The following is a 13325-nucleotide window of genomic DNA, read 5'->3' on the forward strand; positions in this document are numbered from 1 at the left end:
ATTACCCCTAAATAGAATATTTTAAATTGAAAGAAACGTAGTCACGATCTGAGAAAGTATTGATATCGCCACCACCCCAAAATGAGTTGTAGCTCACATCAAGTGACCATGCATTTTGGTAATTAAAGTTCATCGTTACACCCAGCGATTTACGGTCTTCAATAAACAAGAACATAGGATCAGGTGTGTTACCGTTTACATCATGAGAAAATACAAATCGTGGAGAGAAGTTAATACCGTTGTAAAGGTTAAAGTAATCACCTTTAGCAATTAGGCGGTAACCCCAAGACGAGGCCGTAGCAAACGACTTTTCTTCTGGGCCATTAGAAAGGCCTAGTTGTAATGTTGTGTAGTCAGTAGTGCCTGGGCCTGTGATCACACCGCTTCGCCCTGTACCCGACACATTCAAACGCATTTCGTCGTAATCAGGCATATCATGAATTTTAACAGCGCCGACTTCGCCTACTACAGCCCAACTATCAGCACCTAATGACGGGCCAAATAAATGTGTTGCAGTAAATTGAATTTGTGATGTGTCGCGTTCAATATAACCTTGTGCAACTTCACCTGCAGCCACTGAGCTAACTGCATCACCAAAACTCATTTGCGAAATACCCGCAAAGTCTGGGCGAATGCCAGCCAGTGCTAATTGTTCAGGCATGGCGGTGTAAAGTAGCTCTACATCGTCTATTTGTAATGGCTCGTCTTGACGGTAGGCAAACTCACCCGCAAATGCGGTCTCACCAATACTCGTATTAAAGCTTAAACCGTAAAGTTTAATATCTTCTGGGTATTCATTTTCGGCTTTAGAAAACGCGACTAAATCTGCTACGTTGTCATCAGTAATTTCGGTTGTTGCAATCATTGCTAAATCTTGTGCAATTGCAGCTTGTGAAAAGTTCGATACACGACCAGAAATAAGCGGACGACGACTGTGATAATTAACATGATATAAAGCGACCTCTGTGTCGTTCCACTCAGGTAAAAATACACCTAAACGTAAACCATATTGACCGCCGTCATCTGGCTCTGTTTTACCGTTATCGCCTTTACCTTTAAGCGCCACTTTAGTGGGATGCGCTAGATACATATTTGCTAGTAGAGCTTGACCTTCAGCACTTGTAGGATCAATGCCCTGTGCAGCCGCTACCTGTGCAAAGTTAGAGTACAGGTTGTTAAGGCTATCAGTTAAAAATGCCATATCAATATCAGGATTTGAGGTAAAGCCTAACTGTACATTTTGTTGATAGCCGTTTTCTGCCGCAAAGTCATTGGTAGAAAAATAAGTACCTGCAGCTGGCAGGCGTGTTTCATGCCATTGATACTGGTAAAAACCTTCTAGGGTAATATTTTCAGTAATACCTAATGACGCCCAGAGCATACCCACTGGGATAAATGCTTCTTTAAGCTCAGCACCCGGTGCTTTTAAGCGGTCAATGTCAACTGGGTTTACGTTAATACCATGAGAGATAAGCGTACTTTCACCCCAGTTAACGACTTGTTGGCCTAAACGAATTGAAAGTGGATTATTGCCATCATTTAAATCAAAGTTAGCCCAAACGTAAGCGTCTAATAAACGAATGTCGGCACAACTTTGCTCTTTTGTGTCGTCGTCATCACATGGATCTACGCCTTGTCCTGAGGTTGGGTTAACGTAGGCTCTATCACCATCCATTAACTCAAAATCGTAAAAGTACATAAAACGCGTGAATAAGCCGTAGTTATCTTTATTAATTGAAAGGTCGTGTGTGCCTTTCAACAATTTTGAAAACGAATCACCGCTATCAAAATTAAGATTACCTGCATCGCCATTATTAGAGTATGAGCCCGGTTGAGCCCAAACATCTTGAGAAGAATAAATTGTATTTAATGAAGGATTATACCCAGTCCAATCAAATGCAGGATTATTGCTTTTGCCAATAATGTCGAAATCTCTGTCTTCAACACGGACGCTTTGACCATAGGAAAAAGTTGAGTCGAAGGTGATATCAAAGCCCCCTACCTCAAAATTTGCTGCATTCGCTGCTGCTGATAAACCTAAGCTTGCGGCTGCTAAACCTATAGCTATTTTGTTTTTAACAAAAAGCGATCTTCTTATCATTGTGTATCCCCCCTGTCGTGGGTAATTATGTGTGATCAAGTTATTGTTTTTAGTGTAATCTTAACGATAGAAGCGATTATAAAAAATTACAAATGGTCGCGTTCAATCAATTATTATATTTTTTGAGCTGACGTTTACGTATTGGTAAGACGTCATACCAGATATTTTATACACGTAAATTAACAATAGAACAAATTGAAATTAACAAAAAGATAATATTTTTATGTATCTATAACATAAAAACAGTAGGTTAGGCGATACGTTCGAGACGAATAAATTTATTCTCAGGGGTTAGTAAAAGTCTAAAGCGCCCTCTAATTCCAATAGATGAAATATAAGGGCGTAGGTGTGACGCGGCAAAACGTATCGTTTTGCCATTGTCCTCAACCACTTGTACAGAGCTATAACGGCCATGATAGTAATCCATGCATTTGTTATAGCTCAAGTTTAGGTAAAAGTAATACTCAATCATTTAATTAAGTGCTTTTTCAACCTTCTCATATAAGTCAGCACTCAGTCCTTCAAGGCTTGCTAAGCGTTGCAATTGCGCTTTCATTGCTTGAGCACGTGTTGGATCAAATCGTTTCCACGACATGAAAGGCGTTAACATTCTAGAGGCATTTTGCGGATTAATCGCGTTTAGCTTAATGAGTAAGTCCCCTAATAATGCGTAACCTTCACCATCTTTTCGGTGAAATTGCGCGGTGTTAAAATGACTAAAGCTGCCTACTAATGCACGGACTCTATTTGGGTTTGAAAAGTCAAAACTAGGATGCTCATAGAGCGCTTTAATATTCTCAATAGTATCAGCACCAGACTGCATAGCTTGTAGTGCAAACCATTTATCCATTACTAAAACGTCATGACGCCACTGGCTATCAAAATGATCTAACAACGCATTTCTTAATGGGTGCGATGATTTTACTACCGCACTCAGTGAGGCTAAAACGTTGGTCATATTCGAAGAGCCTGCGGCTTCTTTGATAACGTGGTCGACTTGCTCAGATGGTATTTTAGCTAAATAATGTAAACACACGCCTTTGAGTGCTCTTATAGCGACCGCGTCTGGATTAATACTGCCATCATCAACTAACGAACTGTAACATGCCAAAAGCTCATCAAATAATTGCTCAGCAATTTGCTGTTCAAACAGTTTTGTAACAGTGATAATTTCATCCACAGGGATCGTGTCAAACTCAGCAGCAAACGTGTCAAAGCTTGGGAGTTTAATCAGTTCAGCAATTAATGCTAAATCACCATTTTTCTCGCTAATTAAAACACGTAATGCATTGATAACGTTATCACTAAGTGCGGCATGTTCAGGTGCATTAACGCCCTGCTTAACTGCCTTAATAAATAACTGTTGCTGTGCGTCCCAACGCGAAAAGTCGCTGCGTGCAAAACGCATTATGTGCAGTAAGTCATGCTCTGAATTTTGCTGACTTAAAATACACGGCGCAGAAAAATCTTCAAGTAAAACGGCCACTGGGCGAGTCGGGATCTGATCAAAGTAAAATGTTTGCGTTGATGCCGTAACGTTAAGCACATGGCCGCGCTTTTCTCCTTGATAAGTAAGCGCAATACTTTGCCCGTTTTCATCTAATAATTCGATAGCAAACGGGATATGTAAACTCTTGTTATCGGGCTGATTTAGCGGGGCTAATTGCTCAATTGTTAGGGTATAAAGTTGTTTATCGTGATCATAGTGCTGTGTGGCATTTAAACGAGGTGTACCTGATTGGCTATACCAGCGTTTAAATTGCGTCAAGTCTATGCCTGAAGCATCACTCATTGCTGCAACAAAGTCATCACAGGTAACCGCTTGGCCATCATGACGCTCAAAGTAAAGCTGCATCCCTTTTTGAAAGTTAACTTCACCTAACAGGGTATGCATCATTCGGATAACTTCAGCCCCTTTATCGTATACCGTTACGGTATAAAAGTTATTCATTTCGATAACTTTTTCAGGGCGAATTGGGTGCGCCATTGGCCCCGCATCTTCACTAAATTGATGAGTACGCATTACTTTAACGGCATCAATGCGATTAAGTGCACGTGAGCCTAAATCGCTACTAAATTCTTGGTCTCTAAATACAGTAAGCCCTTCTTTTAGCGATAATTGAAACCAGTCTCTGCAGGTAACGCGGTTGCCTGTCCAGTTATGAAAATACTCATGCCCAACAATCGACTCTATAGTATGGTAATCTTTATCCGTTGCGGTTTCTTGGTTAGCCAATACACATTTACTATTAAATACATTTAGCCCTTTGTTTTCCATTGCGCCCATATTGAAAAAATCCACGGCTACAATCATATATATGTCTAAATCGTATTCTAGGTTAAAGCGCTCTTCATCCCATTGCATTGCTTTTTTTAATGAGCTAATTGCATGCGGCGTTTTAGATAAATTGCCTTTATCAACAAATAACGCAAGTTCAATTTCGCGTCCGCTTTTTGTAGTGTAGGTGTCTTTTAGTACATCAAAATCGCCCGCTACTAATGCAAATAAGTAACTTGGTTTTTTAAATGGGTCTTGCCATTTAGCGAAATGGCGGCCATCAGCTGTTTCGCCGCTGTCAATTTGGTTACCATTTGATAGTAAATGCCTAAAGTTTTTATCTGCAATAATTGTTACATCATAGGTACTTAGCACGTCAGGGCGATCTAAAAAGTAGGTTATTTTTCTAAAACCTTGCGCTTCACATTGGGTGCAATACGCCCCACCAGATAAATACAAGCCTTCCAAAGAGGTATTGGTTTCAGGAGAAATTACTGTAACTATTTTAAGCTGGCATGTGTGAGGTAAATCATTAATGATTAAGTGCTCACCTTCAATCTTATAATTTGTGTAAGCAATATTGTCTACGTGTAGTTCCAGTAATTGTAAGTCTATACCGTCTAAAACAAGTGCAGAGTTTTCATTAGTTGTTCTTTTAAGCGTAAGTAGCGCAGTCACTTTTGTATTAAGGGGTTGTAAGTCAAAAGTGAGTTCTGTGTGTTCTATTGAAAAATTAGGCGCCGTGTAATCTTTTAGATATTGCGCTTTTGGCTTTGCCGAAACAGTCATAGTTACTCCCACGAAAGCCCCTTAAAAAAGGGGCTATTAAGATTTAAGCAGGTTGCTTAGGTTCAATGCGTAAAATTTTAATACCTACGTACGCATAAATAATAGCTAAGAAAGGGTTAATTAAATTAAAGAAAGCATACAAAGCATAGTCAAATGGATTTATTAATAAAACGCTTTGCATGTACGCACCACACGTATTCCAAGGAATTAACGGGCTTGTTATTGTTCCGCCATCTTCTAAAGTACGCGATAAATTAACCGGTTTTAATCCTCGATTTTTATATTCTTCTTTAAACATACGACCAGGGACTACAATAGCGATGTATTGATCCGCTGCAATTAAGTTTGTACCCACACAAGTTGCGATGGTTGATGTAATAAGCGAACCTGTGCTTTTAGCTATTTTTAAAATACTCTTAACAAAAATATCCAGTAAGCCGGTTTTCTCCATTATGGCGCCAAACATAAGTGCCGTCATGATCAACCAAGTTGTGGTTAACATACCTGCCATACCACCACCACTGAGCAATGAATCCATTTTTTCATCGCCCGTATCGATACTAAATCCATCGAAAAAAGTCGTCCAAATAATTTTAAAATAACCAACCAGCTCACCTTGAGACAGGTCAATTTGTGTCGCGATTAAATCTGACTGAAACAGCATTGCCCACACAGCACCAATTACAGCGCCAATCGAAATAGCTGGAAACGCCGGCATTTTTTTAATAGCTAAAACTAGGAGCACAATTAATGGAATTAACATCTCAAAGCCAATATTAAAGCTTTGCTCTAAAATTACCGTAATTTCGTCAATTCTGCCGGCTTCGTTAGAAGCTGTTGCATTAAAGCCCATAAAAATAAAAATGATCAGTGCAATGACAAAGCTAGGAACAGTCGTCCATAGCATATGGTGAATATGTTCGAATAAATCAGCGCCTACAACAGCCGGCGCTAAATTAGTCGTTTCAGAAAGTGGGCTTAGTTTGTCTCCAAAGTAAGCTCCCGAAATAACCGCCCCTGCCGTCACCGTTTGGTCTAATCCAAGGCCTGTAGCAACACCTAAAAGTGCAACACCTATGGTGGCAGCTGTAGTCCAAGAGCTGCCAATACTCATTGCAACAATGCCACAGATTAAACAGCTGGCAGCATAAAACCAACTAGGGTTAATAACCTGTAAGCCATAATAAATGAGAGTTGGCACGGTGCCCGACAACAGCCAAGTACCAATTAAAGCACCCACCATCAATAAAATTAAAATTGCCCCCAATGATAAAGTAATACCTTCAATCATGGCTTCTTCAAGCTTTTTCCACGTATAGCCATTTTTAAGCCCTATTAGTGCCGCCGCAAAAGTGGCAAATAATAACGCTATTTGGTTGGGACCTGACGACGAGTTATCGCCAAATAAATAGACCGCTGCGCCTAATAGGCAGATAAGAACAGAGATAGGAATAAGTGCATCAAAAAACGAGGCGGGTTTAATCGGTTTTTCTAAAGGCTTCAAAATAGTGACTCCTGCACACCACATACAAGGGCGTGTTTATTTATTATTTTTAGCGTATCAGTGCTTTTTTTAAGCCACAGTAATGTAACTCAATTAAGTGATTCGCGATTATAGCAATTTAGCAAAATTTAGGTAACAAAAAAGGCGCAAAAAGCGCCTTTTTAAAAGAGGTATACACGTATTTTATTTCTTAGCGATACGGCCAAAGTTAATATAGTCTTGCGTAATGAGTGCTGCCTCTTCTAAGAAAGGGTCTAACTCTTCAATTACCTCTGGTACATCATCTAGGTTTTCAATCGGATCTTTACCTAAACGCTTTAAACGCTCATTAGTGCGCGCTAAAGTACGTGCTTCATTTTCATCTTTTTCTTTAATACGGTCTGCTTCAACTAAAGAAATAGTTTTACGGTCTTTTTCTTCATTGTAACGAGCAATATCATCAAATACATAACCAAATTCGGGCTCTGTTTTAATACGTAGTTCGTGTTGTTTCTCTAGATAACTAATCACAGGGGTTAAATTACCCTGCTTTTTGTACTTAGCTCGCACTATGCTATCCCAAGGTAATGCATTATCCTGCTTGCTCTCACCCCATTCTGCTGGGTCTATCGCCGAAGGGAAAGAAATATCAGGAATAACCCCTTTGTGCTGAGTACTGCCACCATTTATACGGTAAAATTTAGCAATAGTGTACTGTACACTCCCTAAATCGTTGTCGTATAAATCATACGCACGGCCTAAGCCTTTGTGTTGTTGAACCGTTCCCTTACCAAAGGTTTGCTCGCCAATAATCACTGCACGGCCATAATCTTGCATTGCGGCCGCAAAAATTTCAGAGGCTGAAGCACTGTAGCGGTCAACTAAAACAGTTAGTGGGCCATCGTAATAGGTAATGCCATCACGATCTTTTTGCTCTTCAATACGGTTATTTAACGTATGAATTTGTACTACCGGACCTTGATCAAAAAAGAGGCCTGATAGTTGCGTAGCTTCATATAGTGATCCACCGCCATTTTGGCGCAAGTCAATAATAATACCGTCTACATTTTCTTCTTTGAGTTTAGCTAATTCAACTTTAACGTCTTTCGAAAGGTTGTTATAAAAACCAGGGATCTCAATAACACCGATTTTTGACGTTAAATTTGAATAACTGGCCTCAAATACTTCAGATTTAGCCGCTCTGTCTTCTAAGCGAATTTTATCACGGGTGATCTCAACAACTTTTGGCGTGCCATGCGCATCAGAGCCTTTAAGATACTGTAAACGTACCTTGGTTCCTTTCGGGCCTTTGATTAGATCAACGACATCATCTAAACGCCAACCAATAACATCAACAAACTCTTTTTGATCTTGAGCAACACCAATAATTTTGTCGTCAGCTTTTAGCTGCTCTGTTTTATCGGCGGGACCACCCGGTACTAAGCTGCGAATAACGGTGTAATCTTCATCCGGACTTAAAACGGCGCCAATGCCTTCAAGCTCTAAGTCCATATCCATTTTAAATTGTTCTGCGCGGCGCGGCGATAAGTACGACGTATGTGCCTCGATACTGCGCGCTAGCGAGTTCATTACAATTTGAAATGCATCTTCTGAATTTGTTTGCACTAAACGTTTTTGTGCATTTTTGTAACGCTTGGTAAGAACGTCCTTAATACCTTCCCAATCTTTACCTGTCATTTTTAAACGAAGGGCATCGTATTTAACACGTTCACGCCAGATTTCATCAAGCTCTGCTTGCGATGCTGGCCATGCCGCATCTTCACGATCGAAAAAGTATTCATCGTCTTTATCAAACGTCATTTCTTTATCTAGTAACGATAAAGAGTAATCATAGCGTTCAAAACGGCGTTTTAAGCTTAAGTTAAAAATATCAAACGTAAACCCAAGTTTTCCCGTGGTAATCGCATTATCAAAATCGTCGCGGTATTTTTCAAACGCTGCAATGTCACTTGCTAAAAACACGCTTTTGTTGAAATCAAGGGATTCGATATAACGATCATACACTTTACTGGAAAGCGCATCGTTAAATCGAACCGGTGTATAGTGTGAACGAGCAAATAAGTTAGCCACTCGTTTGCTGGCAGTGCCATGTTGACTTTCTTGTTTAAGTACAGGCAAGTCTTCAAGTTTTGCCGCTTCAACTGAAGCGAATAAAGAACCCGAAAACAGGGCAGCCACTAACGGAATGAGCGTAAACTTTTTACTCATACACAACTCCTTAATTTATTTACAACTTAAATAATGTATAAGCTGTCAGCTTTGGTTTTAACTTGCATGCCTGTTACTAATTCAACATGAACTTCGTCTTTGTTTACTTCAGTAATTACTGCATTAACAAGTGCTTGGCCAAGTTTTACCTTAACCTTGTTATTAACCTTGACCTCACTTGCAGGTAAAGGTTCAACTTTTCCTGAACGTTTAGCAGGGGCTGCTTTAGCTGGTTTGTTAGCTGGAGCATTGTTTTTGCTAGCGTGGGCTGGCTTTTTCTTGAAAGATTTAGAGTCTGAATCTTGGCGTGGACGCTGTTGTTTTTTGCGTTTAGCCATTTTAGCACGGCTTTCTTCTAGTGCTTTTTGAGCGTGGTCAATGTGCTCTTGCTCAACTTTTTCACCTTGATTACCATCAAGGTCAATACGAAACTCTGACTTGGTTACAGCTTCTAAATAACGCCAATTAGACGTGTATTTTCTAAGTGCTTGGCGTACTTGTGTCTTACTTACTTTTTCAGACCCTTCGATACGCTCGGCAATATCTTTAAAAATACCGACTTTAAGCGGTTTAATACCGTCTTTTTGTTTAAAACATTGTGGAAATTCTTGATAAAGAAATTCCAACACTTCATTAATATCTTTTAGCTTGTTTGTGGTTTCCATTTTAGAACCTATTTTTCACATCTTTTCGTCAAGGGAGGAATCAACATAGTGTATTACCCAGTCAATTAACTCTTCGAAGTCAGCTTCTAGTACTGCCAAGTCACCTCGAAGGTGTTCCCAAATACCATTTATTATTTCATCGATTGATTCACAGTCTAAATCATCTGGGATTTTATCCCAGGCTATGTGAATCAAATCATTGAGCGTTTCCGCTACATGTTCTTCATCCCCTTCCCAATCGCCTACATCTTGTACTGCGAATAGGTAGTCTTGAACATTTAGCAAATCTTTCATTACAAGCTTGCCTCTAAGCATTTAACTAATGCTTCTAAACCAGCTTGGTCATCAGTATCAAAGCGACCAATAGTTGGGCTATCAATATCAAGAACAGCAACTATCTTATCATTTTTCATGATAGGTACAACAATCTCAGAATTAGACGCTGCGTCACAGGCTATATGACCTTCAAACGCATGCACATCTTCAATTAACTGTGTTTCTAGGGTTGCTGCAGCCGTACCACACACTCCTTTACCAACAGGAATACGAATACATGCAGGGTTGCCTTGAAAAGGCCCAAGCACTAATTCACTCGGCGAATCCATAAAGTAAAAGCCCGCCCAATTTACATCTTCTAAAGAGGTAAATAATAGCGCACTTACGTTAGCCATATTAGCAATGACATTAGATTCACCAGCGATTAGTGATTCAGTTTGCTTAACTAATGACTGGTAAAAATCGTGCTTTTGCATACCAAACTACTTCTTATTAAACATACAGTAGCTAAAGGTACTCTTTGTCGTGAAAAATTGAAACCTTTTACAAGTAAAAAAACAGAAATAGCGCCGTTTTTCAGCACGCTTGGTCAATATTTCTGCAATTATTTTTTTGCTGATTTACGCAGTCCAAATAAAAATAGTCCCGCAGCAAAAGCAGCCATTATACTATTAATTAAAAATACCTCGCCTGATGTCGCACTTAGTAAGTAACTAAAAATTGCGCCGCCCAGCAGCCCAAGGGTTAGTACCCCTGAATAATTGACTTTTGCATACTTAAACATAAGCAAATAACCAGGCACTACAAAAGCAGCCATCGTAAGACCAACAATATGTGCGTTCGCAATTGCGCTCATTAATAGTTGCAGAAAAATGGTAGTGGTATCACCATTAACAGTAAGTCCATAATAAAGACCTAGTGTACTACCAACTATAACGGGGGATAATAAAGAAAGCGCGACACTTTTGGCTAGTTGATGTTTCATATAAGTTCCTAAATACACACTACAAACATTATCTTAAGCATGCACCAAGTTCTTAAGGTTAGAAACAGAGACTATGGTCGTAATTTATGATGGGAAAACAAGCACTCTTTAAACGTCTGTTACTAGACATTTTAACGAATAGTTTTGCTAACTAAAAACAGACACCTATTTTGTTGGCAGCTCACGCTTACTTTTAGCTGTTTATTCGCCCATAACGTAAAGCTCACTACCTTACAGGCGCTAACCTCAATAAAAACATAGCCTTAAGGTTGCAATATAAATGCGTTCTTAAATGAATGGCTAATTTGTGCATTTAGGCTTCGGCAGTCATCTGCGGTTTGAACGGGGGATTAAGCGTAGATGCTGATGTATTAATAAATAATGAGGCCATAGTGACTTCACGTTTTTTCCCTCGGCGGATCAGTGCTTCAACGTACACGATACTTAATACAATAGCAGTGGCTTTATAAACGTTGCCGTGCAAATCCCCCACGGCACCACCCGACATACTAAAGATGCCATAAGCTGCATTCATAAAAATATGCATCCACATAGGAAACCAAATTTTATAACCACACTCACAATAAAGCCACGCAAACCAAGTGCCTGCAACAGTGGTTACTGCTACCGCCATTAGTGCAGAAATGGCATCGCCACCTTGGTACATGTGCCCTACTCCAAATACTACCGAGCTTGTCAACGCTGCGGGAATGAACCCCCAGCGGCAAAACCTGTATAAAGCACCAAATAAAGCCGCCCTAAATATTAGCTCTTCAAAAAAACCAGCATAGATTGAGCCTGTTATTAGTCCAGACAAAGATAAATTTAAATTACTACTCAAGTATGCATAGCCAAGTGTCATAGGTATACAGCAGAGCAAAGCTGCAAAGGTATAGTTATTAAAGCCTTCGGTGTTAAGGCCAATTGCGTCAAGCATGTTATCTCTTTTAAATAGCAATGTGGTTATCACTAATAAAGGAGCATATAAAAATAAGTATTTAGCAGGGATAAATAAAACCCCAGTAGACGCATCGGCCTGGGTTAATATTTTCGTCCATTCGCTACCCCAAAAGCTTTTCATTATGTAATGGCAAAAAACAAACGTGGCTATCACTAACAGTGATTTTAAAATAGTGTTCATAGTAACCTTCTTAAGTTGTATTTTTAGTTCAACTTAAGCATGCCTACTCCAGCGTAAAACTACGAACTGTTAGGGATTAACAACATTTTTAGGTATCAAATACAAGTATTTGGGCTGACTAACAAGCACTTGGGGTGAGTAACAAAGCGGCTTTTATATTGTCTACGTAGCTTCGCGATACCGGAACAGGCATGGGTGTGTTTTTAAGCGTTAATTGCAAGCCGCCAGCGTTGCCACTATACGAGTGAATAAAGGCAACATTAACTGCATAAGAGCGATGGCACCTAATAATTGCAGTATTAATAGAGAGCTGTTTAAGTAAGCGAGTTAAAGAAATGCGCAGTAGAGTTTGCTGTATTGCGTGTCCGTCATAAACACTAATTTCGCAATAATTATCAGCCGCTTTTATAAACAAAACACGCTCTAAAACTATGCTGATTGCATCATTTTTATTATCGCCAACTAACGTAATTTGCTCGAGTTTTAAAGGAAGGGCTTCACATTGCTTGATTTGTTGCCGCTGTGGTGTTTGATCAATATTAAGCTGACTAACATGGCGATTTAACATATACATAAAAATTAGCGGAAATACGCCAATAGCAAATATATAGCCAATAAACAGCATCTGATTTTGCCAATGCCACTGTCCTAAAAATGCCACAACAAAATAAGCGTGGTTAAATAAAGCACAAATTAAAATATAAAAGCCGCTTATAAGCATAATACGAAGTGGCTTATAAAAATCATAACGTAACAGCGCTATTTCGATAAAGCCCGATAATAGTAACGCAACAAAAGTGACTAAACCATAACCTGAAAGCCTGAGTATTTTATATGACGATGTATCGTTAATTGTACCAAAAGGTTGGAATACGAATAAAACAAACAACGTTACCAACGAGAACATCATTGCACGATAAACAATAAGTTTTCTTGAATGTAAATCACCCTTGAGCCACAACATACTATTTTAATTACCAATTTTAAAATCTAAAAGTAGCATATTAATATGTTAATAATCTATTAATGATCTATTAATAATCGCTAATAGCAAACCGAAACGGGGAAATAAGCGAGAAAACCTAAAGGTGAGCTGATAATAAAGCGTAGATACAAAAAAGCCCGCTTTAAGCGGGCTTTAATATAATGGTGGAGAGATAGGGATTTGAACCCTAGATGGGCTACAAACCCATGCCGGTTTTCAAGACCGGTGCATTCGACCACTCTGCCATCTCTCCGAAAGTGCTATAAACTACAAGTAAGAGTGTACTCATAATTATTGTAATTAGGTGGTGGAGAGATAGGGATTTGAACCCTAGATAGGCTACAAACCTATGCCGGTTTTCAAGACCGGTGCATTCGACCACTCTGCCATCTC

Annotated in this window: 11 protein-coding genes and 1 tRNA gene; all 12 read right to left on the minus strand. The window is 39.4% G+C overall.

Annotation, left to right across the window (positions count from 1 at the left end; translation table 11 throughout):
• Positions 1-7: 7 nt before the first annotated feature.
• Entirely contained in the window at positions 8-2101 is a 2094-nt protein-coding gene (locus AN391_RS14200; protein WP_055016007.1) for a DUF1302 domain-containing protein, read from the minus strand.
• A gap of 250 nt (positions 2102-2351) precedes the next feature.
• Positions 2352-2573 (minus strand): DUF2835 domain-containing protein, encoded by a 222-nt coding sequence (locus AN391_RS14205; RefSeq protein WP_055016008.1) that lies wholly within the window; start codon positions 2571-2573, stop codon positions 2352-2354.
• Positions 2574-5168 (minus strand): aminopeptidase N, encoded by a 2595-nt coding sequence (gene pepN, locus AN391_RS14210; RefSeq protein ID WP_055016009.1) that lies wholly within the window; start codon positions 5166-5168, stop codon positions 2574-2576.
• Positions 5169-5211: 43 nt separating this feature from the next.
• Entirely contained in the window at positions 5212-6672 is a 1461-nt protein-coding gene (gene nhaC / locus AN391_RS14215; RefSeq protein WP_171037636.1) for a Na+/H+ antiporter NhaC, read from the minus strand.
• A gap of 183 nt (positions 6673-6855) precedes the next feature.
• Positions 6856-8880, minus strand: coding sequence for a carboxy terminal-processing peptidase (gene prc, locus AN391_RS14220; protein WP_055016011.1), 2025 nt, complete (start codon positions 8878-8880; stop codon positions 6856-6858).
• A 26-nt stretch (positions 8881-8906) separates the two neighbouring features.
• The gene (gene proQ / locus AN391_RS14225; protein WP_055016012.1) at positions 8907-9545 is read right to left on the minus strand and encodes an RNA chaperone ProQ; all 639 of its coding nucleotides are present in this window, start codon (positions 9543-9545) and stop codon (positions 8907-8909) included.
• Positions 9546-9560: 15 nt separating this feature from the next.
• Positions 9561-9839, minus strand: a complete 279-nt coding sequence (locus AN391_RS14230) for a hypothetical protein (protein ID WP_055016013.1) — start codon at positions 9837-9839, stop codon at positions 9561-9563.
• The gene (locus AN391_RS14235) at positions 9839-10297 is read right to left on the minus strand and encodes a GAF domain-containing protein (RefSeq protein ID WP_055016014.1); all 459 of its coding nucleotides are present in this window, start codon (positions 10295-10297) and stop codon (positions 9839-9841) included. The genes AN391_RS14230 and AN391_RS14235 overlap by 1 nt, the downstream gene beginning before the upstream one ends.
• A gap of 128 nt (positions 10298-10425) precedes the next feature.
• Positions 10426-10806, minus strand: a complete 381-nt coding sequence (locus AN391_RS14240) for a hypothetical protein (protein WP_055016015.1) — start codon at positions 10804-10806, stop codon at positions 10426-10428.
• Between the two features lie 313 nt (positions 10807-11119).
• Positions 11120-11947, minus strand: coding sequence for a CPBP family intramembrane glutamic endopeptidase (locus AN391_RS14245; protein ID WP_055016016.1), 828 nt, complete (start codon positions 11945-11947; stop codon positions 11120-11122).
• 118 nt (positions 11948-12065) lie between these two features.
• Positions 12066-12911 carry a LytTR family DNA-binding domain-containing protein gene (locus AN391_RS14250; RefSeq protein WP_055016017.1) on the minus strand — a complete coding sequence of 282 codons (846 nt, stop codon included), beginning with the start codon at positions 12909-12911 and terminating at the stop codon, positions 12066-12068.
• A gap of 183 nt (positions 12912-13094) precedes the next feature.
• A tRNA-Ser gene (locus AN391_RS14255) sits at positions 13095-13185 on the minus strand.
• Between the last annotated feature and the right edge of the window lie 140 nt (positions 13186-13325).

This window comes from Pseudoalteromonas sp. P1-13-1a (genome assembly GCF_001401875.1).
Classification (GTDB): domain Bacteria; phylum Pseudomonadota; class Gammaproteobacteria; order Enterobacterales; family Alteromonadaceae; genus Pseudoalteromonas.